Genomic DNA, 25,368 nt, shown 5'->3' with positions numbered 1-25,368 from the left:
ATTTACCCATCAACATATTTACCTTTCCTAAACCTGCACCAAAATCATTAGACAAACACACAACTATGCCGTTTTATCGGTTTTGTTATGAGCTTTCATTGACTCTACCGCCCATAACACACGTTCAGGCGTTGCAGGTGTATCTAGCTTAGGGCTTAACTTGTAATCAGCCACACTCGCAATGGCATCTTTTAAAGCAGACCACACAGAAATAGCTAACATAAATGGAGGCTCACCTACCGCTTTCGAGTTATAAATAGTTTGCTCTCGGTTAGGATCGTCAGGCACTAAATCCACTCTAAAGTCTTCAGGTGTATCACTAATTGCCGGAATTTTATAAGTTGCCGGATTATTTGAAAGTAATCGACCTTGGTCGTTCCACATCAATTCTTCGGTAGTTAACCAACCCATGCCTTGAATAAAGGCTCCTTCAATTTGGCCTCTATCAATTGCGGGGTTTAATGAATGACCAACGTCATGCAAAATATCGGCTCGTAGTACTTTGTATTCGCCAGTTAATGTATCAATCAATACTTCTGAAACTGATGCGCCCGTTGAATAATAAAAGAATGGTCGACCTTTACCTGTTGAGCGATCAAAGTGTATTTTAGGTGTTTTGTAATAACCCGTTGCCGATAAAGAAACTCTGTTCATATAAGCTTGTTGAACAAATTCAGCAAAGCTAAACGTATGCATAACTTTGTCGTTCATACTTAAAATAACTTGGTTATTGTCAAAAACAACACCTGATTCATCAATAAAGTAATGTTCGCAAGCGAAATTAATTAACCGTTTTTTAATCGTAATTGCCGCCGCTTGTGCCGCTTTACCGTTTAAGTCGGTTCCTGAAGATGCTGCTGTAGGAGACGTATTCGGTACTTTGTCGGTTCGAGTGGCTGACACACCTACAGTATCAACATTCACTTGAAATTCTTCAGCTACAATTTGAGCAACTTTAGTAAATAGGCCTTGACCCATTTCGGTACCGCCATGATTTAAATGGATGGTGCCATCGGTATAAATATGAACTAAAGCCCCTGCTTGATTTAGATGCTGAACAGTAAATGAAATACCAAATTTAACAGGTGTTAAGGCTAAGCCTTTTTTCAAAATAGGACTTTGTTTATTAAAATCGTTAATACTTTTACGACGTGCTTGGTAGTCAGAACTTTGTTCTAAGCTGTCCATTAATTCAGGTAATTTATTATGTTCTACGGTTTGATAATAATGAGTAATGTTACGCTCGTTCTTCCCGTATAAATTTGCTTTTCTTATCGTTAAAGGGTCTTTACCTAAGTGTCTTGCGATATCGTCCATGACCATTTCAATGGTCATAACACCTTGTGGACCACCAAAGCCTCTAAATGCTGTATGCGAGACTGTATTTAGCCTGCAACGGTTACCCGTTACTTTTGCTTCATTCAAATAATAAGCATTATCAGAATGAAACATAGCTCGGTCGACAATGGCGTCTGATAAATCAGGCGAATAACCACAATTACCATTTACGGTAATATTAATGCCTTCGATTACACCCTTATCATTAAATCCTACGGTGTAATTATTTTCAAATGGATGACGTTTTCCCGTCATGATCATATCGTCCATTCGGCTTAATTTAAATTTAACCGGACGTTTTGTTTTATTCGCTAAAAGTGCCGCCAAACATGCCCAAGGTGCCGCTTGAGTTTCTTTACCACCAAAGCCACCTCCCATTCTGCGAGTATCTACAACGACAAGATTTAAAGGAATGGCTAACACTTCAGCGACTAGTTTTTGCACTTCGCTCGGATGTTGAGAAGATGAATAAACCACCATTCCGCCATCTTCGGTAGGCTCTGCTGATGAGACTTGCCCTTCAAGGTAAAAATGCTCTTGCCCACCTATGGTAATTTCGCCACTAAGTTGATGTTTAGCTTTTTCAATTGCAGCATCTGACTCGCCACGTTGCATTGTAAATGGTGGTCTAACAAATGATTGCTGCTCTAACGCTTGTTTAACCGTTAAAACGGCTTCAAGTGGTTCGTAATCAATCTTTGCTAAGGTAACCGCTTTACGCGCTAAATCATGGCTTGTAGCCGCTACAGCAAAAATAGGTTGGCCAACATATTCCACCTTACCTATCGCTAAAACAGGATCACCCGGAAATACAGGGCCGATATCTGTATGCCCCGGTACATCTTCCACAGTAATTACGGCAATAACGCCTTCAGCTGCTTTAACGGCTGATAAATCAAGTGACTTAATGTTTGCATGAGCATGAGTACTTTGCCCTACGGCTGCGTGTAACTGCCCTTGTAACTCTGGCTTGTCGTCAATATAAAGCGCTTCGCCACTTACGTGTTTTTCAGCACTTTCATGTTTTTTATGTTTACCTACACCACCTAAACCTATTTCTATAGCTTGTGTAGCAGCATCTACGCTTTTATCGGTACCTTTTGGTACATTGGTTAAATTACGCATGATTAATAACTCGCGTTTCAATAAGTTGATGTGGTGTTGAAGAAGCCGAACTTTGTGTAAGTTCAATAAAGCATTTTTCTAACAAGTTTTGTGCAACACGCATTCGGTAAGCATCTGACGCTCTTACGTCTGACATTGGCTGATAGTCTTGCGTTAATGCTTGCTGAGCACGATCAATGTTCTCTTTCGTAAACGCGTTATTTAATAATACTTGCTCAGTTGCTAGCGCGCGTTTTGGAATAGCAGCCATACCACCAAAAGCTATGCGAATAGCAGTAACTTGGTTGTTTGTTAATTCGATATAAAATGAAGCAAGTACTGCAGAAATATCATCATCGATACGTTTAGATATTTTATACACTTTTAAAGCCGCTTCAGCTTTAGGCTTATTCGCTCTAGGTATGCTGATAGATTTAATAAACTCTGATGGTGCTAGTATCGTTTTTTTGTAATCAACAAAGTAGTCTTCTACTAAAACGGTGCGAGTTTTATCTCCACATTGTAACTCCATAGTGCAGCCCAATGAAATTAAGGCAGGAGGCATATCACCTATTGGTGACGCGTTACCAATATTCCCCCCTAACGTACCGTTATTACGTATTTGCATTGAGCCAATGCGCTCAATCATATCGCCTAAGTCTGAATATTCTTTTTCAAGTAAGTGCGTAAATTTATGATAAGGAACAGCAGAGCCAATGTGTATAAACTCGTCATCAACAGTGATTGCATTTAGCTCTTCAACTTCACCTAAATACACAAGCTCGTTAATAGAGGATAAATGTTGAGTCACTGATAAAGCTAAATCTGTTCCGCCTGCTACCAAAGTTGCATTAGGATGAGCTAATAAATAAGTAGATAGTTCTTGGCTGCTTTTAGGCGCAAAATAGCTTTTATTTGTACTTTGAATTTGAACTGCTGGTAATTGGTTTAATACAGAAAGTTTATCAACCGTTTGCTGATAATTTTGTGCGAATGAATCATTACCGCAATCGTTGGTTTGATCTATCGCGGCATCAATGATGGAGCGATACCCTGTACAACGACATAAGTTTCCAGCTAATGCTTCAAGCACTTCTTCTCTATCAGGGTTTTGCTTGTTTTTGTGTAACGCAAACGACGACATAACAAAACCCGGCGTACAAAAGCCACATTGTGATGCATGATGATCAACCATGTTTTGTTGTACGCTATGAAGTTTTTCATTTGAATCAAGCTGGCTAGCAGGTTTTAAGTGCTCTACTGTAATAAGTTGCTTACCATGCATCGCACCTAAAAATGTTATACACGAATTTATCGATTTATAAGCTAAATCTGTACTCGTATTAGAGAGTTCAGCTACAACAACAGTACAGGCACCGCAATCGCCCGATGCGCAACCTTCTTTGGTGCCTGTTTTGTTTTCAATATTTCTTAAATACTGAAGTACCGTTAAATTAGGATCAAAGTTATCAAGTGTAACTATTTCATCATTGAGCAGAAATTGAAGCGCACCATTTGCCATATGAATTCTCTATTATTGTGCCAGCCGATTAAACGTATTTACGTAAACTATAGCTATAGTAAAGCAAAAACCTGACTGCAGTGTCAACTTTTAAAAGTATTATAAGTTATTTAAAATATAATAAATGACTCGAAATTATATAAAATTCTATATATTCAATTAATTGCAAAAAAGTGATGTTCTTTCCACTCTACTTGTTTTTGTTCCATTTTATTAACAATAGCGTCTGGTGGGCCTTGTTTTAACCATAACAACATTTTGTCTACATTGACCTGTTCTCCACAAAGGAGCACTTCTACACTTCCGTCAGCTAAATTATGCGTATAACCACTTAAGCTATAGTCTATTGCCATTTGTTGACTTAACGACCTAAAACTAACTCCTTGTACTTTGCCACTTAAATGTGCGATGTAACTTACATTCATGTTCTTTTTCCTTTGTATATAGCCGAACTCATAATAATGAGTACCCTGCCAAGATGGTTAATATCAATTGATATGGTATGATCCACGCCTCTTTAATATTAAGTATAGACATATGTCAGCCAGAATTTATTTAAAAGTTTCCCGAGAAAAGTCTTTGTTGAGAAAACACCCATGGGTATTCTCAAGAGCCATCAATAAAATTAAAGGTAATCCTCAATTAGGAGATACTGTTGATATATACGACAGTAAGGATAATTGGCTGGCTAGAGGCGCATACTCCCCAGAATCACAAATATGTATACGTGTTTGGACCTTTGATGAAAACGAAGAAATAAACGAAGCTTTTTTTCTCAAAAAACTATCAAGTGCTCAAGCTCGCAGAGATTGGTTTATTGAAAAAGGTGGCTTAACGGGCTATCGCCTAATTGCAGGTGAATCTGACAGCTTACCGGGAATAACCATAGATAAATACGATAACTTTCTTGTTTGTCAACTACTGAGTGCCGGCGCAGACTTTCATCGTTATACTTTAGTTTCAGCCCTAAAAAAACTTTATCCCGATTGCCATATTTATGAACGTTCAGATGTTGATGTTAGAAAAAAAGAAGGTTTGCTCCCTGTAACAGGTTGGTTAACTGAACCACAAGACTCTACTGAATGTGTTATTGAAGAATACGGCGTAAAAATTAAAGTTAATATTGTTACTGGTCATAAAACAGGATTTTATTTAGATCAACGTGAATCGAGAGTGGCAGCAGGTAAATATGCTGAAGGAAAATCAGTACTGAACTGTTTCTCTTATACCGGTACGTTTGCACTGCATTGTGCTTTAAAGGGCGCTAAAGAAGTCATTAACGTTGACGTTTCTCAGTCAGCTCTTGATATTGCAAAAGAAAATGTTGAGCTTAATCACCTTGGTGATAATGTAAAATTTGTTAAAGCTGATGTATTTAAATTATTACGTGAATACCGAGAAGAAAAACGTACCTTTGACATGATCATTCTAGATCCGCCAAAGTTTGTTGAATCTAAAGCGCAGCTAACAGGAGCTTGCAGAGGCTATAAAGACATTAATATGCTCGCCATGCAATTATTAAAACCCGGTGGAACTTTACTAACGTTTTCATGTTCAGGTTTAATGGAAGCGGGGTTATTTCAAAAAATTGTCGCTGATGCAGCATTAGATGCTAGAAGAAATGCTTATATTGTTGATCGTTTGCATCAAGCACCTGATCACCCAGTATCGTCAAACTACCCTGAAGGTTATTACCTGAAAGGTTTAGTTTGCCAAGTAGAGTAATACTAGACAAAAAAAGCACAGCTTTTCATTGTAGCTGTGCTTGTTAATTTCTAGACAGTAAAATTAACTTAATCAATTTCAGAAATATTAATGCCTAGCAAGTAACATTCATCACTTTCTTGGTTGCATCGAACGACTTTCCCTTTTACATCTAGCGCTGAAATACTATTGTTTGCAGCATCTACATGCACTCTTACCGCCGTTCCTAACTCTAATGGATGAGGCATTTCAATCGCCATCCCAGTCGCACTCAAATCTCGACATACAGCTAATATTGTTGAATTAACTTCATCATCAATAATAGTTACGGTAACTTGGCTGTTTATCATCATGCGATAAAAATCGCGATTATCATCATAATTAATCATTGTTACTCCATTATACAAAAAAGCGATTGACCATTTATACTTATAGACTTTAAGCGTGTCAATTTATTATAAAATTCAAGCGATGTATTCAAGTTCTACTTAATTTTAGTTTATTTTTATTAAAAAAGTTTAGCACTTAAACAATTATTTACAGTACTGTGCAAGTAGAGACTTATGTAAGTGTAGTTTAGCTTTTTCAATTCGTAACATTAATAAGAGTAATTACTGCCATATTTTCTAAAAACAGAACAAATCGTTTGTTATTTAATCTAATAACCATACTTGCATATCGTCTATTTTTACAGAATGAGTAATTGAAAAAGCAAAAGTGTCTTTTAAGTTATGTGCAACCCCTTCTGATTTAAGTTTGCCTATTTTCACATCGTCAATATACACTTCAAATACATCATCTATGATCACCATAGTTAATTCATACCATTTATTTAATTCGTACTTTACAGGTATGGTCGTTGTAGTTTTAGCTGTTACCTCGTTCTGGGCTTCTGTCGTTAATTCTTTAAAAAGTATATCGCGACGAAATCGCCCTTTTATTTGATCAACAATTTGAAAGGCTTTAGGTTCTACTTTTAGCTGGCAAATGTGACCAGAAAAAGACTGTTCGGTGGCATTAGTGTCATAAAAATTAAATTTAGCGCCTTGTTGATGAGTCATATTAAATTTCAATTTAACAATACCGTTTTTAAACGACATTTTATTATTAACATTAACCGCAGCCTTTACCCCTTTCAGCTTGGTAATGTGTAAAACACCATTGTCTAAATCAACCTGCTTTCGCCCTTGAGCTCTTTTTTCGCTATTAGTAAGCCAGTGGTTTCCTATTTGTTCTTGGGTTTCATCTTGTTCATTTCTATTAAAATCGTCTGAAAATACAAGCTTTGCTTGCTTAAGTAATTGTTCAACAGATTTGAGTTCCTCATCAGCTGCATAGCTTAAAGAGGTAAAACTAATTAAAAGTAGGCTTAATATATATTTCATTATTTACTCTTATATTTTTAAATATTATTTCCATAAAAAAAGCTGAAATAATTATTTCAGCTTTTTAAGGTCATGTTTTTGAAAATACTTTAAAACGATTACTTCAACGCTTTTAGTTCATCAATACGTTGTTGTAATTTTTTTGCGATATCAGGGTGTTTGGCTACAATATTATTTTGCTCACTAGGATCTGCATCTAAATCAAATAATTGCGCACCATTCATTAAACCATTTTCAATAGCTGTTTTATTCGCTAGCCAATCAGGCGTTGAACCACTAAATGGTGCAATGTACTTCCAACGACCTTCTCTTAACGCTAAAGTAAACGACTCTTCTAACATTTCAGTACGAGCTTCTTTTGTGCTATCAAGTAATGCAGGTAAAACATTTTGGCTATCAATTGCTTCGCCTGAGGCTAAATTAATCCCCACAAGAGATGCTAACGATTTATAAAAATCGATATGGCTGATCAACGCATCACTTTCACCTTTATTTTTAAGTTTATCAGGGTATGTCACAATCATTGGAACACGTGTGCCCGACTCATAAGCACTGTATTTACCGCCTCTAAATCCACCCGATGGATCATGGTCGCCAATAAGCTCTACTGATTGATCAAAATACCCATCATCAACCACTGGACCATTATCGCTTGAGAAGATAATTAACGTATTATCGTAAATACCTTGCTTTTTAAGTTCATCAACAATTTGTCCCGTCATCCAGTCCATTTGTAAAATCGCATCGCCACGAGGTCCCATACCTGATTTACCCGCAAACATTTTATTAGGTGAACGTGGTACATGAATATCGTGAAATGGGAAAAACAACATAAAAGGTTCATTCTTGCTTTGTTGAATAAACTCTATGGCTTTATCCGTAAAAACAAACGGGAAGTCTTCATCTACCCATTCTGCTGATTTACCGCCAGCCATCCAACCAATACGACTAACACCATTAACAATAGTAGCGCTATGTTGTAGATCAGCCGTTTGCTTTAATAAGTCTGGGCGTTCGGTACCTACTGGGCGATCACCGATGCGTTCTTTGTAACTTACGGTAATAGGATCGTTTTTATCTAATCCAACAACATGATGATTTTCTAAATAAACCGTTGGTACGCGATCACCTGTTGCGGGTATTAAAAAGCTGTAATCAAAACCAAGTTCAATAGGCCCTGGCATTACCGCTTCATTCCAATCAACTTGTCCAACACCTAAACCTAAATGCCATTTACCTATAACAGCCGTTTTGTAGCCTGCTTTTTTCATCATTTTAGGTAAAGTGGGTTTAGTGTGATCAATAATAAGTGGAGCATCGCCAGGTAATATTGCGGCATTATTTCTAAAAGCAAATTGCCCTGTAAGCAAAGAATAGCGTGATGGCGTACAAGTAGCCGCTGAACTATGTGCATCGGTAAATCGAATACCATCAGCCGCTAATGCATCTACATTTGGCGTGGTTGTTGATGTCATGCCGTAACTACTAATATCGCCGTAACCTAAATCGTCTACATAAAAAATGACAACATTAGGTTTAGATTGCTTTACATCATTCGCTGTATTTACAGTACTTATTGTATTTTCTGAACATGCGGCCATACATAAAAAAGAGAGTGCTATACCCACTTTTTTAGATACATTATTTAATTTTATTTTCATGTTGTTCTCTAATTCGTTTGATTATTATTTTAATTTAAAAGTTAACTATGGATAATGTTTTTAATTAATTTATATATCCCCATCCCCCTTCAAGATGCAGCTTTCAGTAGAAACTAAAACAATTTAGGCACAGATTTTACGTTATAAAAAATCTAAGGCCTACATCTATCTAGGAACCTGACAAAAGTTAATAACGCGGCATATATTATTTTTAGTCCCCTCGGAGAAGTGCTCTGAAATAACCTCTTAATTGGTTACGGGTATAGTTATCTAAATCTAACATCATTTATTTCTTAATGTTAGGTATAGTCTAGATATAAATATACGTTCAATATTTAAGTTATTCCGCTTTAAGTAAATAAACGCTGATAAATAACATTTTATTTATCAGCACCTTACCTTAAAAACAAATCAATCTAGGTCAATATTTAGGTTATCGGTTAAAACCAGAATATTCTTCAACACCCATTTCTTTTTCCCATGTGGTTAATTTTTTAACGAGCTCATTAACTTTTTCTTCATGGTTATGAGATACATCAATTGATTCGCTAATATCATCGGCAATGTTATAAAGTTTTGTGTTGCCACTTCTAAAAGCCGCTAGTTTCCAATCACCTTCTCGCACGGTTGCATATAAGTCTTGATAAGCGCGGTAACCAAATAACGGTTCACCTCGGTTAAGTGTACTATTCTCTTTAATAGTATTTAACAATGAAACGCCATCAAGGTTTTTATACTTGCTGGTATCTCCGCCCGCAATCTCAATAAAGGTAGGAAACAAGTCTGTTGATTGCACTAAACTTGTATTTTTAGTGCCCGGTTTTGTTACACCTGGCCAGCTAACAATAAAAGGAACGCGCGCTCCACCTTCATATAAGGTGTCGATCATTTTTCCACCACGGAATGGCTTATTATTTAAAATACCGCCTTGATCAGATAAAAAGATCACCATAGTATTTTTATCAAGTCCTTGTGCTTTTAGCGTGGCTCTAATTCGTCCAATAGACTCATCTATACCACTTACTAAAGCCGCATGTTGTGCGTGCTTACCTCTTAAACCTTTTTCTTCAAAATGCTTAACTAAGTCTTTTCTACCTTCAAACGGCGTATGAATAGCGTAGTACCACATCGACAACATAAACGGTTTCTTTTTGTCGTAAGTTTCTAAAAAGCTAACAGCATCATCGGTAAGTTTATCGGTTAAATAACGATCTTTTACGTCTTTATATACATCACTGTTTTTAAAATATGGAGGATAATAAGAACGAGGATGCCCCCAATTTGACGTCCCTATTTGCTTATCAAACCCTTGATGAATGGGATGATATCTTTCATCACCCAAATGCCATTTACCCACAAACAAATTATAGTAACCCTGTTCTTTTAATGCTTCTGCGTAGGTGGTGTATTCTAAACCTAACCAGTTAGCACTAGGTACTTGTGCAGGATCTTTAGGCCATAAATTCCACTTTTGATCTGTTCTCCCCTTTTTATCAAAACCGTATTGAGCCTGATGAGGTATATGCCTAGGCATTTTAATACGTGCTGGGTGTTGCCCCGTTAATAAAGTAGCTCGACTAGGACTACACGTTGGTGTAGCAATATAAGTACTTTCGAACTCTAAACCGTCTTTCGACAGTTGATCAATATTAGGGGTTTCGTAGATAGGATCTTTGCTAGTACGAGACGCCCATCCCATATCGTCAACAAAAAATAGTAGTATATTCGGTTGCTCTGTACTTTTGGTTTCATCGGCATAGCTGGCTGTTGTAACACCCATGAGTAATGCCATGATTGAACCGCTTAATGCAGTAAGTTTCACGTTAAGTCCTTATTTATTTAATTGAACCATCATCTACGAAAGTAGACGCTGAATCTTTATCAATTTTGATGAAATTATCGATTTTTCCGTTATAGCTATTATTTGATAAGGTAATGTTTTTACTCTTTTTAAACTCAAACAATGGTGCATTAGGATGTATAGGTGAATGATCATTATTTTTAGTAATTTTATTATCTTTAATTAATAAGCCGTCAACTCTATCAGCCCAAACAATTCGGCTATCAAACGTATTAATAGTGTTATTAACAAAGCGAATATTTCGATCGTATATTTCATTTTGATTAAAGGTTTTACCTAAACGCGGGGTAATGTTTAATACCGAGTGTTCCATGCCTGAGTAAGCAACATAGTCAAATTCATTATTCTGAATTAAGACATCTTCAACGCTACCAGACTCTAACCAAAAGTAAGATTCGCCTCTAAAGAAAATTGACGACATCATCGAAGAAAATTTATTGTTTTCAATAACTGTTTTTAATGGTGTTTTCAATACTACATTACGCGCTCTATGATCACGAAGCACGGAATTACGTAATGTAAACGTTGGATTCCACGTTTTATTTTCAAGCAAATCGCCTGCTTTTACGGTTTGTTTAAACGCATGTTCAAAAGTAATATCCGTGTACTTTTCATTAAGTGTATTAACAGATACAACCTTATTCACTTGCGAACGCTGAGTATTAGGTTGATTAATTATCCATAGTTCTTCATTTTTAGCCGTAAACTCAAAACCCATTTGTTCAAAATGACCATACTTAACACGAAGTGTTTTACTATTAATCACTTGGTCTACAATCGCATAAGTACCATGTACATTTACACCGTCGTCTAACATATTTTCAAAACGAGCGTTATCTATAAGGATATCGCCTTTACAGTTAGCAAAGTGACTAGCATCAGCTGTAGATGAAATCATACGTTGTGCGCCATCACGCAAATGAACACCAACATTTAGTAACTTTATACCGTCTGTACGCTCAAACAAAAAGCCCATACCTAAAGCGTGATGAACTGTTACGTTATCAAATACTACATTTTCTGAATTTTTAGTTTGAAAGGCTGGTGCATATCTATCATGTTCACGATCACCTTTAGACGTTACTACTGACCCTACTTTCGGAAATTGTCTTGTTTTTTCATAAAGACGTAAAACACCGTTGCCACGTTGCTCAACTTCTTTTGGTTTTGAATGACGGTCTAAAGCCCCATGTGCTACACGTTTATGTTCTTTGTTAAAATCTAAAGTACTACCCAATTCAGGATAACTAAACCCATCTACGTTAGGGAATTTAATCTCACCTTTATGCAGTTTCCATTGATGAGAGCCTGACCATGGTTTTACGTCAATCCATTCTTCTTTTTCATTAACCGCCATCACCTCAGCCACAAAGGTAAAAGGAATATCCCAATCAACCGTTATGTCTGATACGGTTATTTTACGATTATTATAAAACTGAAATGGAGCCACTCTACCGTGAAAAATAAACTCGGCGTTATTGCCTTCAATTTCTACCGAGTCAAAATTATCCAAAGGAAAAATAACGTTTTTTAAGCCATTCCCATGATTAGTAATAGTACTGTAACGATTTACGGCATAATCAGGTAAAAAAGTATAAGTCCCTTTTTTAAACACTATTTTTAAGTCTTTATCTTTTACATTTGCTAAAGCGTTACGCACAACAGGTGTCATGTCTTTTGCACTGGGTTCTAAAACAATTGTTTGTTGTGAAAATGCTTGTGCTGAAAGTAACATAGCAAAGCATGTACTTAATTTAAATAAACCCGATTTTATTGTCATTTTTATAAACCTACATTTGAGTAATGGCTAAATATTATAATTAAAAAGCCAAAGGGATAACGTTATCCCTATAAATTACAATTTAACGTAGGGAACGTCAAATAATTGATAAAGATATTTTAAAATTATCTCTTGTTAATTAACTAAATCATAGATAAAGACAAAAACGGTAAGTAAATAATCAAAAACAGTGCGACTATCATAGAGATGAAAAACGGTATAATCGCTTTTGATAGTTTATCCACCGAAATTCCCGCTACGCTCGCCCCCACAAATAGATTCAATCCTAATGGCGGTGTAATAAAACCAATAGCTAAACTTACCACCATAATAACGCCTGTATGTACGGGATGAAAACCAAACACAGTAGACACAGGCACTAACAGCGGCGTTAAAATAATGATAGCGGCGATAGTTTCCATAAAGCAGCCTACTAGCAGTAGTAAAGCCACCATTAAGGTAATAAATACAATTTTGCTTTCTGAAAAAGCTAACATAGCATTAGCCACTTGTGTGGGTATTTGCTCTATCGATAAATACTTACCAAATGCGGTAGCTGAAGCCACAATAATTAATACAATAACGGAGGTAAGAATTGATTTAGTAAAGATTGCAGGTAGGTCTTTTACGGTAATTTCTTTATACACAAATAAGCTAATAATTAAGCCATATACTACGGCAACTACACTGGCTTCAGTTGGCGTAAAAATACCACCGTATATACCACCAAGAATAATCACAGGGATGAATAAAGCGAGTTGAGCGTTTTTAAACTCTTTAAATACTTGGCTGAATGAAAACGGTTCGTCGCTGCCTTTGTATCCTTTATGTTTTGCGTAAATATACGACCAAATAATTAAACATAACGTAACCAAAATACCTGGAAAAATACCTGCGATAAATAAATCACCAATAGAGGTACTAGCGGCAACACCATACATAACCATAGGAATACTGGGCGGTATCATTACCCCAATAGCGCCAGCGGCAGTAACTACAGCAGTAGCAAAGTATTTATCGTAACCATATTTGATCATAGCGGGGATCATAATTCCGCCAACAGCGGCTACAGTCGCCGGGCCAGAACCTGAAATAGCGGCAAATAACATACACGTTAATATTGAGGCGATAGCAAAACCACCCGTTATGTTTTTAACTAATGAATGAGAAAAATTAACTAAACGTTGCGATATACCGCCTCTTCCCATAATTTCGCCGGCTAAAATAAAAAAAGGAACCGCCATAATAGGAAATGAGTCAAGAGAATTAATCATACTACTCACTAAAAATTCTACGCTTAAATTCCCCGCAGAAAGTATGGTGATTAACGTAGCAATCGCTAATGAAATAGCCACAGGCACGGTACATAGCACTAAAAAAACAAAAGTGGTAAACAAGATAAATAACGACATAAAGTTCTCCTATTTATCCATTTCGGTTTTGGTAGTTTCAACAGTGATCACTATTTGTTGAAGCAATCTAAACGCCGTTAAAGCAAAACCTACTGGGCACGCTAAATAAACAATCCACATAGGTAAACCTAAAGCCGGAGAGTGTTGCTCTAAACGATATAAATCCATAACCATTTGTGTTGAATAAAATAATATAACTAATGAAAATGCGAAAAAAATAGCCTGAGCGATAACAGCTAACACTTTCTTTTCACTTTCGTTTAATCGTTTTGAAATAACATCAATATTGATATGCTGCTGATGAATTACCGCTAAACTCGTTCCGATAAAAACCAACCAAATTAAACAATAACGAGCTAGCTCTTCAGTCCACGACAATGAATAGTCAAAGGTTCGTGTAAGTATTTGCGTAAATACGGCAATGGTCATCACAACAAATAAAACGATTGCGATAACGTTTTCTAAATGTTTATTTATCCAATCAAGCATTTTAACAACCTTGAATTATTATTTTAAAGATCATTCATTTCTGCCGTTTTAATGGCTTGTTGAAATTGCGTAACGATATTTTCACCAATCACGTCTTTGTATTTTTCAAGTACAGGTAAAGTGGCTTGTTGAAACTTTTTACGTTCAGCTAAAGGTAAAGTCGTTATGGTCATGTGATCATTTAACTGCGCTAAACTTTGCTTATTCATTTCTCTGTTAACTTTTCGTTGATAGTCGCCCGCTTCTTTAGCAGCTTCTCTCAACGCAACTTGTTCGCTAACACTGAGTGTACTCCACGTTTTAGCGCTAAACAGTAAAACTAAAGGTGTATAAACATGCCCTGTATCGGTTAAGTATTCTTGTACTTCATATAAGTTATTTAAGGCAATATTGGGGTAAGGATTTTCTTGTCCGTCAACCGTACCTTGTTGAAGTGCGGTAAATAATTCTTTAAATGCCATAGGAGTTGGCGTAGCGCCTAAAGCTTGCCATGCATCTAAATGTAAGGCGCTTTCCATGGTTCTAATTTTTAAGCCGCTTACGTCATCAATAGTATTTACTGCACGGGTCGAATTGGTTAAATGCCGAAAGCCGTTTTCCCAAAAGTCTAAACCAATAAGTTGTTTATCTTTTAAAATATTCAGCATAGTGCCAGCAAAGTTACTACGTAAAACATCGTCAGCAACGGCTTCACTTTGAAACATAAAAGGTAAGTCGAACACATTAAAAGCTGAAGAAAAGTTAGCTAACGGCCCAGTAGACGGTATGGCGATATCTAACGTGCCAAGCTGTAACATTTCGATAGATGCTCTATCGTCGCCCAGTTGCGCAGAAGGAAATATATTAACGGTAATATCGGTGCTTTGTTCTACCAACTCTTTAAATTTACTCGCACCTGAAAATATAGGATGCTTGTTGTTAGAGCTCATACTAAAGCGCAGTGTTTTAGGCGAACTTTCACAAGACGCAGAATCACTTGTTTGGCTTTGCTTATTGTTAGATAAAATAGCAGCTGTAATCACTGAAATAATACACAAAGCCCCTACTAATAAAAATTTACCTGCTGTAGACATAACATCCTCTTTTTATTAATGAGTTGCTTTAAATTCAACGTTAAATGAACCTAAACCTTTATACTCAATAGTCGTTTTTTCATTAAAAGCTAAATCAACAACACCACAGTATGAACCCGTAATAATGGCTTGCCCTGCTTTAAAACTAACGCCACGTTGCGTCATGTAATTAATCATCCAATAAATAGGCAAAGCAGGTAATTCATTTGGGTGCTTACCTTCATATGACACTTCAGCACCATTTTGAGTAATAGCAATATCAATAGTCGATGCCGCATAAGCTTGTTTTTTATCTATTTCAGGACCTATAAATAAACCTTGGTTTGATAAACAGTCTGCGAGTTTTTCATCAAAATTCGCTTCGCTATTTGCTGAAAAACGATTTTGGATAAGCTCCAATGCCATATGCGTTTGGCCAATAGCATCATCTATTTCAGTTTCTGTATAAGGCGTTGTTGACGCTGGAATATCTTTGCTTAATACAAAGGTTATTTCAGGTTCTATTCTTGCTTTCTCGTTATCTGGCACTAAAAAAGCTTCAGAGCCTTCACTTAAGCGAGCCACTGTATTTGAGAAAATAGGCGCGACTACTATGTTTCCATTAGCTAAAGGTAATAAGCATTTCCAACCTGCTATCTGTGCATTTTCGCTATTTAATTCTGTAATAGCGGTTTGTATAACTAACGATTGTTCATTATTTTCAGGGCGAATGTCTTCGGGTAAACGATCAAGCTTTTGATTGCTTAATCGATTTTCTAATAAAACTTTTGCTGCTTTTATGTTTGTCATTAATTACTACCTAATCATTTTTATTTATTATTTTTAATGTTTTTTACTGAACTGCGTTCAACTAACGAAGGCATAAACATATTCGCTTTGCCGATAACACCTTCGTCGCCATTGGTTAATGCTAAAGATAATTGCGTGGCAAACTTAGCCACTTCAACAATAGGATAATGAATTGTTGATAAATGAGGGCGAGATACTTCACAAATAAACAAGTCGTCAAAACCGATAACAGAAATATCTTCAGGCACTTTATAGCCCATGTCTTGAAATTCGTTAATAGCACCAATGGCCATCATGTCGTTGTAAGCAAGAACAGCAGTAAAATCTCTTTTCTCTTCAATAAGTTGTCGAGCAAGTTTTCTGCCGTGTTCAATATTACCAATACTATTAATACCAAATAAAATACGCTCTTCAGGAATATGTAAACCCGCATCTTCCACCGCTTGTTTAATACCTAAAATTCGATCTTTTGGGTCTCGAGCCGTTTTATCATCGGTAATAATGGTCAACTTTTTATGGCCTTGTGCAATAAGATATTCTGCGGCAATTCGACCACCGTAAACATTATCAATCCAAACACAACGCTGCGCAATTGGTGCAATAAAACGATTTACAACCACTAAACCTTTTATCTCTTTAGCAAGTTTTACAAGGGTAACGTCGTCGATACTATGCGTATGTATAATAATATTTTCGCAGCCCTGCTCTCTAAATGATTCAATCGCATTAATAGCAGCTTCAGGTGATCTAAACGTATTAGTGATCAGAGTTTTATAATCAAGTTCTATTGCAGCCTCTTCAACACCAATAGCAATACTGCCGTTAAATGGTGTTGATACATTAGGGGTAATTAAACCAATCATTTCTACTCGGTTACACGCCAACGCACGCGCATGAGTATTAGGACGGTAGTTCATTTGTTTGATCACAGCTTGCACGTGTTCACGACACTTTTGCCCCACTCGGCCATTACCACTAACAACACGCGAAACTGTTGATGGAGAAACCCCCGCTTTAAGGGCTACGTCTTTCAAAGTTACCATCTGTAATAACTACTTATAATTAATAAAATCATTCAAATACCCTTTTATACCTAACACATATCATGTGCTAAACGGTATAGCTTATTGCTCGCATTGTAATTCAGTTAAAATAGACACACAACTTAAATTGAGAAAACGCTTGCTCTATTATTACTCAAGCTTATTTATTGCTTGATAGATAAATACTTCGCTTTGCTATCACCTATAACAAAAATAATTAGAATAACCAGTAAACTTGGTAATTTAACTATTTCACAGCTTAAAACCAATAAAAATGCTATATAACAAATGAAATAAAAATCATGAATGACTTTGATAATAAAAAAAAATCAATTTGAGAAAGCGCTTGCTCAAAATTAGTCAAAATAGGATACTAACCGAGTAACATCCTATATTCATTTTTTATTAATAATAAATACAAACACTTAAAAAATTATAATGTTTACTGAATTACATCAGTCATTCAATAAGCATGAAACAAAACAAAAAGGTAAAACTATGTTCGGTAATCAACATGTCAAACAATGTCTTATCGGGTTAACAACCGTTGCTATTGTAATGGGCTGTAGTGTTAATCAAGATAAAACAAGTCAAGCCAGTTCTTCTCATTCGTGGAAACAAAACGATTGGGAGAATGAATATGTAACGCAAATCAACAAATTACCTGCTCGTGCTACGTCTTATTCTTTTAGCTCTGTTGAAGACGCTAAGACATACGATCGCAGCAAAGCCAAACAACTCAGTTTAAATGGTGACTGGAAATTTAAATTTACCCCTGACTCTAAAAATAGACCTTTAGATTTTTTTGAAAACAGTTACGACAGCTCAGGCTGGAACAATATTGATGTGCCGTCAAACTGGGAGATGCGCGGATACGGGACCCCTATTTATGCCAATATAACATACCCATTTTTAGAAGGTACACCGGGACACGCAGCACTAGAAGACAAGCATATTAATATGCCTACTATTTTTCGTGAGAATCCTGTTGGCTCATATCTTAAAGAGTTTGAAGTACCAAAAAATTGGAATAACGATGAACAAATTATTCTCCATTTTGGTGGTGTCAGTTCTGCATTTTACGTTTGGGTAAATGGTCAAAAAGTTGCTTATAGCCAAGGTACTCGCCTGCCTTCCGAATTTGATATCACCAAGTTTCTTAAAAAAGGTAAAAACGAATTAGCCGTACAAGTATTTAGATGGAGCGATGGTAGCTACTTAGAAGCGCAAGACAACTGGCGTTTAAGCGGTATTCATCGTGAAGTATTATTAATGGCACAACCTAAAGTTGCGATTAACGATTTTACTGTACGCACACGTTTTCCTAATAACGATTACACTCAATCAACCCTACAAATTGATGCTGAGTTAAGTAATATTGATCGTGTACACATGAAAGGTTGGCAAGTTGAAGCCAAGCTTTTTGATGCAAACGGCAAAGCCGTATTCACTTCACCGCAAACAGTAAGTGCAGAGCAATTAACACGTAAAATTTATCCGGCAAGAGATTCTTTCCCTTTTGAAGAAATTGAAGTTGTTGTTGATGCTCCAACCTTATGGAGCCCAGAAAACCCTTACCTTTATGTGTTAACCCTTGAATTAACCGACCCGTCAGGAAAAGTACAAGAAGTCAGAAGTACACGCGTAGGTTTTAGAAATATTACCACCAGCGACAAAGGTCAAATTTTAGTTAATGGTAAAAGCATTAAATTTATGGGCGCTAACCGCCACGACCATCATCCTATAAACGGTAAAGTGGTTTCGCGTGATGACATGCTACAAGACGTACTTACCATGAAACGTTTTAACTTAAACGCAGTAAGAACCTCTCATTATCCTAACGACCCATACTTTTATGACCTGTGTGACGAATACGGTTTATTTGTTGTTGCAGAAGCTAATATTGAAACTCACGCAGTGGGCGCCTTAATAGCTCAGACACCAAGCTGGAATGGCGCAATGCAAGAACGTATGATCAGAATGGTGGAGCGAGATAAAAATCACCCTTCTATTGTTATTTGGTCTTTAGGTAACGAAGCCGGTGCTGGCCCTAACTTTGCCGGTATGTCTAGCTGGGTTAAAGAATTCGATCCTACACGTTTAATGCATTATGAGGGGGCTCAAGGTGATCCTGAACATCCACTATATCGTAACCTAAAACATAAGTGGTCACGTATCGCTAAAGAAGGTGTTCCGGGTACACGTTACGCTAACCCAACTGATAGACCTTGGGTTGATATGCTAAGTCGCATGTATTCTTCTATTGATGATATTGATTCAATGTCGAAAAGTCCTTACATCAAACGCCCCATTATTATGTGTGAATACGAGCATGCTATGGGTAACTCGTTAGGTAATATGACCGAATATTGGGATTTAATTCGTGATAGAGACAACCTAGTAGGTGGCTTTATTTGGGATTGGAAAGACCAAGGCTTAGAACAAACAGATGAAAACGGTAATAAGTTTTTAGTTTATGGTGGCTATTTTGGCGATGTGCCAAACGATGGTAACTTTTGTATCAACGGTATCGTTGACGCATACGGTAAACCTAAATCAATGCTTAAAGAAACTAAGTATGTTTACCAACCCGCCGCATTTAATGCCGTTAATATTGCTAAAGGTTTGGTACAAGTTAAAAACCGTCATTTCTATACAGATCTAAACCAATTTGAATTACGTTGGTCGGTATCTGAAGACGGTAAAATTATTGAAGAAGGCACAATGAATAACTTTGCCTTAGCGCCATACAAAGCTAAAAACATTCAAATACCTTTTAAACGCCCTTCTGTTAAAGCCGGTGCAAAATATTGGTTACGTACCAGCTTACATACAAAAGTTGATCAAAACTGGGCAAAAGCAGGTTTTGAAATTGCTAAGCAACAATTTGAGCTGCCTTTCTTTAAAGAGAAAAAAGTTACGCTACAATCAAACAAAGCGATTACTGTAGAAAAAACAGCAACACACACGACTTTATCTAATCAAGATTTTAATGTGTCGTTTAATAACAAGTCAGGCTTTTTATCGTCTTACCGTGCTAATGGTCATTCAATTATTGAAAAAGCGCTAATGCCTAACTTCTGGCGCCCATTAATCGATAATGACGATTGGATCGGACTTAATAAAAAAACACGTGTATGGGAAACCATGCATGAAGCATTAAAACTAACAACCTTCAATGTTGATGATTCAGTAAAGGGTGTTGTTAAAATAAATACAACTTTCCACTACCAAAACAAAGTGATGCTTAAACTTAACTATATTGTTACTGGTAATGGTGAAATTAACGTAAAATTTGACATGGAAAGCACCAAAGACATGCCTGACTTATTGCGTGTAGGTATGACAACCGCTATTAATAAAGATTTTCAACAAATGGCTTTATACGGTAAAGGCCCTTTCGAAAACTACATTGATAGAAATAACGGTGCTGAAGTTGACGTATACGAAGGTGAAATTAAAGACTTTATTCACCATTACGTTATGCCTCAAGAAAACGGTAATCACACAAACGTTGAATGGTTACGTTTAAACAACAAAGCTGGTGCTGGTGTATTAGTAGATGGTAAACAACTATTAAGTGTTTCTGTATGGCCTTGGACAGCGAAAAACCTTGAAGAGAGTAAGTTAACTTCAGAGCTTATTGAAGCTGACTCTTCTACAGTAAACATTGATTTAATTCAAACAGGTGTAGGTGGAACAACACCAGGTGGTAATGGTGCGAGATCTATACCTAAATACCATATTAAATCAGGTCGTTTCCAATACGAATTTACATTGAGCCCAGTTAAATAATGTAAGTCCTTTTGATAAAAATAATTAAAGGCTTTGTTTTTTACAAAGCCTTTTTCATGATTAACACCAATTAACTAACAAAGAATAATGGATAACACGTATGTTTTCTTTAATTAAAAATATTCCTTCAAAATGTGGTCTAGGCGAAGGTTGTGTTTGGTCTGCCGATGACAATGCCTTTTACTGGATTGATATCACCAAACCTAATCTTTACAAATACAGTGTTGAAACTGACACTGTTGAAAAGTTCGAAACACCTAACAACCCTGCCAACGTGTTTTTAACACAACAACCTAATGTATTATTAGTGACTTTGTTTGATGGTTTATATCTATTCAACCTTGAGCAACAAACATGGGAACTATGGCGCGATATAGAACCAGACAAAACTCTTAGATTAAACGACGGCACGGTAGACTGTAACGGAAACCTTTTAATTGGTTCTATTACCATGACACCTGACGAAAATGGTCAAGACGTACCTGTTGATTTTGATGGTCGATTATTTAGTGTAAAAGAGTCAGAAAGCACTATCGAAGGTGATAGCATAGGTGTATTCAACTTAGCCACCTTCTCACCTGATAATAAAATATTTTACTATGCTGATTCAATGAAAGGTGAAATTTACGCCTGTGATTTTGATACTGAAAAATCGACAGTAGGCAAACCTAAATTACTAAATAAGCTAGACGAAAAATATGGCGGACCTGACGGTGGAGCATGCGACAGCGAAGGTTATATTTGGAATGCGCGTTGGGATGGCAAAGGTGTTGTAAGAATTTCTCCTCAAGGTGAACTCGTCGACTTTTTTGAAGTACCAACAACCCGCGTAACCAGTTTATGCTTTGGCGGAAAAGATTTAAAAACACTCTTAGTAACCACCGCAGAGCTCGACATGGAACACGAAGCACATTCAGGTAACACCTTTCTATTCCAAGTTGATGTTGCGGGCCTAGCTCCTTTTAAAACCAAACTTGTATAACGCTTAATATCTGCAATAAATTAACGCTAGAAAATCAAATAAACATTTCATTTTCTAGCTCACATTTCTCCATCTTTACTTAACTTTACAATAAAACCTTGTATATATTATTTTTAAAACCCAATAGATAACGTTAGCACTGCGTGAAACTAAGCTATTTGAAGTATCGCTGGTGAGTCCTGAACCTACAGCAGCGCCAGAACCTGATACAACACCAACTCCTGAACCAGAACTAAAAACAGATTCTACACCCCAACCTGAAGCTAAAGGCTCAAGTGGTGGTAGCATAGGTTTTATGGGAATGTTATTCACTTTTTTAATGCTTGTTTGTAAAAAAATGAAATAATAAATCTAATCTTAAAAACAACAATCCCAGACGTACATTTTACTATTTAATCTTTCTATTCAACTTGTTTATTCAGCTACTACTCCCATCAATTTAATGCCTTTATTATAAATTTTCCAAATATTTCACTTTTTTATGAAAAACATAAAAACACCAAAAAGTCATTATATATCAACAAAATAAAACAAAAACACATCATCCCTTATGTTAACGTTTTATTAAACTTCATTTTTTCTGGAAAATTTATTCGCTGAATTTGTCTTGTCTATGTGTTCAACGTTGAAACACAAATAAACCTTTATTTGATTTAAATAAAACTAACATAGAGACATAAAAACATGATCCCATTTTCGTTTAATAAACTCACTACCTGTATTGGGTTAATTACTGGTTCTTTAGTACTTACATCGTATGCAACGTCTGCTGAAGAAACTAAAACAGAGCAAGCTGATCAACAAGTTATTGAAGAAATTATTGTTACAGGGTTTCGTTCCAATATATTAAAAAGTAAATCAATCAAACGCGACGCTATTGGTTCACAAGACAGTATATTAGCTGAAGACATTGGCGAGTTTCCTGATGCTAACTTAGCTGAATCCTTACAACGTATTCCTGGTGTTTCTATTTCTCGCGACTCTGGAGAAGGTCGTCAAATATCACTACGTGGCTTAGGTCCAAACTTTACACGTACTCGTGTAAATGGTTTAGAAGCTTTATTTACCAGTGACTCTGGCGTTGACCAACGTGGCGGCGCATCTCGTACGCGTGACTTTGATTTCAGCATTTTTGCTTCTGAATTATTTGGCCGAGTTGACGTACATAAATCTTACAATGCGACACTAGACGAAGGTGGTATTGCTGGTACCGTTGATTTATATACAGCGAAACCATTTGATAATTTTGAAGAAGGAACTCGCGGCGCCATTAGCGTGAAAGGCATTCATAACGATCGCACAGAAAACACAGATCCTCGTATTGCGGCGTTAGTATCAAACACATGGGGTGATTTTGGTGCCTTACTATCTATTGCTTATTCAGAAGTTGATACCATAGAAGAAGGCTATCATGTGTGGTCTTGGCGCCAAGCCAGCTTTGGTGCCGACAACGTAGCATCTTCAGTAGATGCCGCAGTAAGAGATAGACTTGTTAATGCTACAGGTAGTGACCGTGTTTTTGTTCCTCGTGCTAACAACATAGCTTCATGGGCAAACACTCGCCAGCGTACAGGTATTACAGGTGCGTTTCAGTGGCAACCGTCTGATAAAGTATCGTTCGATTTAGACGTACTTTACGGTAAATTATCAAACGACCGTATTGAAAACCAACTATCTACCGCTGGTACTAATGCCTTTACTGGCGATGTGAACAACACCCAACTATTAGTTGATGCAGCTATTGAAGGTGATGATTTAGTTTATGCTTCTTTCAAAAATTTAGACTTACGTACAGAGTCTAAAGTTAGTTTAAGTGAAACCACTTTTCATCAAGTATCTTTAACAGGTAAATTTGAAATTTCTGAAAACCTTTTAGCAACTACCCTATTTGGTTTATCAAAGTCTGATTTTTCACAACCTATTCACGATAAAGTATTTAGTGAAGCGGTTGCACACGACTTTTCAGTTGACTGGCGTAATGCAGACTATGGCCAAAACACATACGACTTTGACATAACCGATGAAAGCGAGTGGTCGTTAATGCGTACAGATGTGCGTGAAGATGAAATAACCAATGAATACAATACCTACCAAGTAGATTTTGAATACTTAGTTAACGACTACGATTCAATTAAATTTGGTGTACAGTCTAAAAGCTACGAATCTTCAGGTTTTGAACGTAGAGACCGTGTTGACTGGGAAGACAGAGCCGATGCTCCAGAAGCTGTTTTTCAGTTAACACAAATTCCAATTTTACACCCTTATGCCATTGCGAATAACCAAGCGACTTTTGATCGTGTGGTTGCTACCGGTGAAATTTCTCGCGAATTAAACGCTTCTCATAATAGACCGGGTACCGTTTATCAATTAGAAGAAGACACAATAGGCGCTTACGCTCAGTACGTATGGGATAGAGAATTAGGCGGCTTACCATTTAGAGGTAATGCTGGTGTGCGTTGGTATGAAACAGAGCAAACGTCAAGTGGCGAAGTGAATACCGGAAATGGTTTTGAACAAGCAAGCTTTGAAAAGAAATACTCTGATTTATTACCCAGTATAAATGTGGTTTTAGATTTGTCTGATACTTGGATAATTCGAGCAGGTGCTAACCGAAATATTTCTCGCCCTAATTTAAACCAGTTAAGAGCTGCTGGCCAAGTGGGTGTTGCAGATCAACGCATTGATGCCGGTAATCCTAATTTAGAACGTTTTATTGCTGACTCTTATGAAACGTCATTAGAATATTATGGCGACTCTTCGAGCTTTGCTTTAGGCGTGTTTTACAAAGAAATGGACTCGTTTATTGTTCAACAGTCACAAACATTACCGTACAACCAAACGGGTTATCCTTTAGCGTTTTTAGACTTTGATCCACGAGTAACAGCTCAATCAGAATTTAGCGTATCACAGCCTATTAATGGCGACTCTGCTGATGTGTCTGGTATTGAAATGGCTTTTCAAGTTGATTTTGATTTTCTACCTGAACCTTTTAACAATTTTGGTATGTTGGGTAACGTGACTATTGCAGATGGTGATACCACTTTATATAACGAAGGTGAAGAAATTTCAGTTACACCTCCCGGCTTATCTGAACTATCTCACAACATTACTTTTTACTATGAGACTGATACTTGGGGCGCTCGTGTATCTAGTTCATACCGTGATGAATACATTAGCGGTGAAGGTTCTGAGCAAAATATAGTTGCCGGTTACGATGACACCACCTTTGTTGATTTCAAAGCATTTTACAATGTAAATGAAAAAACCAAGGTAACCTTTGAAGCCAGTAACTTAACCGACGAACGAATTCGTCAGTTCTTAGATCACAGAACACAATCTTATACACAAAGTGGTCGTAACTTTGCGTTAGGTTTGTCTTATCAATTTTAACTAAAACCTTGGCTGAATACATAATGTATTCAGCCATACA

At 36.7% G+C, this 25,368-nt stretch carries 18 protein-coding genes; 5 read left to right on the top strand and 13 right to left on the bottom strand.

Annotation, left to right across the window (positions count from 1 at the left end; all coding sequences use genetic code 11):
• Positions 1–63: 63 nt before the first annotated feature.
• From xdhB to B0X80_RS15485, 3 genes are all read right to left on the bottom strand, one after another.
• The gene (gene xdhB / locus B0X80_RS15495; protein WP_077341888.1) at positions 64–2,463 is read right to left on the bottom strand and encodes a xanthine dehydrogenase molybdopterin binding subunit; all 2,400 of its coding nucleotides are present in this window, start codon (positions 2,461–2,463) and stop codon (positions 64–66) included.
• Entirely contained in the window at positions 2,456–3,964 is a 1,509-nt protein-coding gene (xdhA, locus tag B0X80_RS15490; protein WP_077341886.1) for a xanthine dehydrogenase small subunit, read from the bottom strand. Before xdhA ends, xdhB begins: the two co-directional genes overlap by 8 nt.
• Positions 3,965–4,119: 155 nt before the next feature.
• Positions 4,120–4,389 carry an acylphosphatase gene (locus B0X80_RS15485; protein ID WP_077341884.1) on the bottom strand — a complete coding sequence of 90 codons (270 nt, stop codon included), beginning with the start codon at positions 4,387–4,389 and terminating at the stop codon, positions 4,120–4,122.
• Between the two features lie 112 nt (positions 4,390–4,501).
• Between B0X80_RS15485 and B0X80_RS15480 the strand changes: the two genes are divergently transcribed.
• Entirely contained in the window at positions 4,502–5,689 is a 1,188-nt protein-coding gene (locus tag B0X80_RS15480; RefSeq protein WP_077341882.1) for a class I SAM-dependent methyltransferase, read from the top strand.
• A 68-nt stretch (positions 5,690–5,757) separates the two neighbouring features.
• Here B0X80_RS15480 and B0X80_RS15475 read toward each other — a convergent pair whose 3' ends face one another.
• From B0X80_RS15475 to B0X80_RS15430, 10 genes are all read right to left on the bottom strand, one after another.
• Positions 5,758–6,057, bottom strand: coding sequence for a PilZ domain-containing protein (locus B0X80_RS15475; RefSeq protein ID WP_077341880.1), 300 nt, complete (start codon positions 6,055–6,057; stop codon positions 5,758–5,760).
• A 264-nt stretch (positions 6,058–6,321) separates the two neighbouring features.
• Positions 6,322–7,053: a hypothetical protein gene (locus B0X80_RS15470; protein ID WP_077341878.1), complete on the bottom strand. Its 732-nt coding sequence runs from the start codon at positions 7,051–7,053 to the stop codon at positions 6,322–6,324.
• A gap of 98 nt (positions 7,054–7,151) precedes the next feature.
• Entirely contained in the window at positions 7,152–8,714 is a 1,563-nt protein-coding gene (locus B0X80_RS15465; RefSeq protein ID WP_077341876.1) for a sulfatase family protein, read from the bottom strand.
• Positions 8,715–9,147: 433 nt separating this feature from the next.
• Entirely contained in the window at positions 9,148–10,536 is a 1,389-nt protein-coding gene (locus tag B0X80_RS15460; protein ID WP_217697161.1) for a sulfatase, read from the bottom strand.
• Positions 10,537–10,549: 13 nt separating this feature from the next.
• Positions 10,550–12,355 carry an alpha-1,3-galactosidase-related protein gene (locus tag B0X80_RS15455; RefSeq protein ID WP_077341874.1) on the bottom strand — a complete coding sequence of 602 codons (1,806 nt, stop codon included), beginning with the start codon at positions 12,353–12,355 and terminating at the stop codon, positions 10,550–10,552.
• Between the two features lie 143 nt (positions 12,356–12,498).
• Positions 12,499–13,767: a TRAP transporter large permease gene (locus B0X80_RS15450; protein WP_077341872.1), complete on the bottom strand. Its 1,269-nt coding sequence runs from the start codon at positions 13,765–13,767 to the stop codon at positions 12,499–12,501.
• Positions 13,768–13,776: 9 nt separating this feature from the next.
• Positions 13,777–14,256, bottom strand: a complete 480-nt coding sequence (locus B0X80_RS15445; protein WP_077341870.1) for a TRAP transporter small permease — start codon at positions 14,254–14,256, stop codon at positions 13,777–13,779.
• 23 nt (positions 14,257–14,279) lie between these two features.
• Entirely contained in the window at positions 14,280–15,329 is a 1,050-nt protein-coding gene (locus B0X80_RS15440; RefSeq protein WP_077341868.1) for a TRAP transporter substrate-binding protein, read from the bottom strand.
• A gap of 15 nt (positions 15,330–15,344) precedes the next feature.
• Positions 15,345–16,118: a hydratase gene (locus B0X80_RS15435; protein WP_077341866.1), complete on the bottom strand. Its 774-nt coding sequence runs from the start codon at positions 16,116–16,118 to the stop codon at positions 15,345–15,347.
• 20 nt (positions 16,119–16,138) lie between these two features.
• Positions 16,139–17,152: a LacI family DNA-binding transcriptional regulator gene (locus tag B0X80_RS15430; protein ID WP_217697160.1), complete on the bottom strand. Its 1,014-nt coding sequence runs from the start codon at positions 17,150–17,152 to the stop codon at positions 16,139–16,141.
• A gap of 447 nt (positions 17,153–17,599) precedes the next feature.
• On the opposite strand from B0X80_RS15430, the gene B0X80_RS15425 reads away from it, so the two are divergent.
• The 4 genes from B0X80_RS15425 to B0X80_RS15415 all read left to right on the top strand — a co-directional run bounded on the left by B0X80_RS15425 (position 17,600) and on the right by B0X80_RS15415 (position 25,328).
• On the top strand, positions 17,600–20,956 hold the full coding sequence (locus B0X80_RS15425) for a glycoside hydrolase family 2 (RefSeq protein ID WP_077341863.1): 3,357 nt from the start codon (positions 17,600–17,602) through the stop codon (positions 20,954–20,956).
• Positions 20,957–21,056: 100 nt separating this feature from the next.
• On the top strand, positions 21,057–21,938 hold the full coding sequence (locus B0X80_RS15420; protein ID WP_077341861.1) for an SMP-30/gluconolactonase/LRE family protein: 882 nt from the start codon (positions 21,057–21,059) through the stop codon (positions 21,936–21,938).
• 172 nt (positions 21,939–22,110) lie between these two features.
• Positions 22,111–22,284, top strand: a complete 174-nt coding sequence (locus B0X80_RS20470; RefSeq protein WP_175623960.1) for a hypothetical protein — start codon at positions 22,111–22,113, stop codon at positions 22,282–22,284.
• A gap of 338 nt (positions 22,285–22,622) precedes the next feature.
• The gene (locus tag B0X80_RS15415; protein WP_077341859.1) at positions 22,623–25,328 is read left to right on the top strand and encodes a TonB-dependent receptor; all 2,706 of its coding nucleotides are present in this window, start codon (positions 22,623–22,625) and stop codon (positions 25,326–25,328) included.
• Positions 25,329–25,368 lie beyond the last annotated feature (40 nt).

This window comes from Pseudocolwellia agarivorans (assembly GCF_002000085.1).
In the GTDB taxonomy this organism is placed as follows: domain Bacteria; phylum Pseudomonadota; class Gammaproteobacteria; order Enterobacterales; family Alteromonadaceae; genus Pseudocolwellia; species Pseudocolwellia agarivorans.
The sequence above is the reverse complement of the archived record's forward strand: the minus strand, read 5'-3'. Positions and strand labels throughout refer to the sequence as shown.

Coding starts and splice junctions, on each gene's coding strand:
- xdhB (WP_077341888.1), bottom strand. CDS start 2,463: ATGCGTAATTTAACCAATGTACCAAAAGGTACCGATAAAAGCGTAGAT.
- xdhA (WP_077341886.1), bottom strand. CDS start 3,964: ATGGCAAATGGTGCGCTTCAATTTCTGCTCAATGATGAAATAGTTACA.
- B0X80_RS15485 (WP_077341884.1), bottom strand. CDS start 4,389: ATGAATGTAAGTTACATCGCACATTTAAGTGGCAAAGTACAAGGAGTT.
- B0X80_RS15480 (WP_077341882.1), top strand. CDS start 4,502: ATGTCAGCCAGAATTTATTTAAAAGTTTCCCGAGAAAAGTCTTTGTTG.
- B0X80_RS15475 (WP_077341880.1), bottom strand. CDS start 6,057: ATGATTAATTATGATGATAATCGCGATTTTTATCGCATGATGATAAAC.
- B0X80_RS15470 (WP_077341878.1), bottom strand. CDS start 7,053: ATGAAATATATATTAAGCCTACTTTTAATTAGTTTTACCTCTTTAAGC.
- B0X80_RS15465 (WP_077341876.1), bottom strand. CDS start 8,714: ATGAAAATAAAATTAAATAATGTATCTAAAAAAGTGGGTATAGCACTC.
- B0X80_RS15455 (WP_077341874.1), bottom strand. CDS start 12,355: ATGACAATAAAATCGGGTTTATTTAAATTAAGTACATGCTTTGCTATG.
- B0X80_RS15450 (WP_077341872.1), bottom strand. CDS start 13,767: ATGTCGTTATTTATCTTGTTTACCACTTTTGTTTTTTTAGTGCTATGT.
- B0X80_RS15445 (WP_077341870.1), bottom strand. CDS start 14,256: ATGCTTGATTGGATAAATAAACATTTAGAAAACGTTATCGCAATCGTT.
- B0X80_RS15440 (WP_077341868.1), bottom strand. CDS start 15,329: ATGTCTACAGCAGGTAAATTTTTATTAGTAGGGGCTTTGTGTATTATT.
- B0X80_RS15435 (WP_077341866.1), bottom strand. CDS start 16,118: ATGACAAACATAAAAGCAGCAAAAGTTTTATTAGAAAATCGATTAAGC.
- B0X80_RS15425 (WP_077341863.1), top strand. CDS start 17,600: ATGTTTACTGAATTACATCAGTCATTCAATAAGCATGAAACAAAACAA.
- B0X80_RS15420 (WP_077341861.1), top strand. CDS start 21,057: ATGTTTTCTTTAATTAAAAATATTCCTTCAAAATGTGGTCTAGGCGAA.
- B0X80_RS15415 (WP_077341859.1), top strand. CDS start 22,623: ATGATCCCATTTTCGTTTAATAAACTCACTACCTGTATTGGGTTAATT.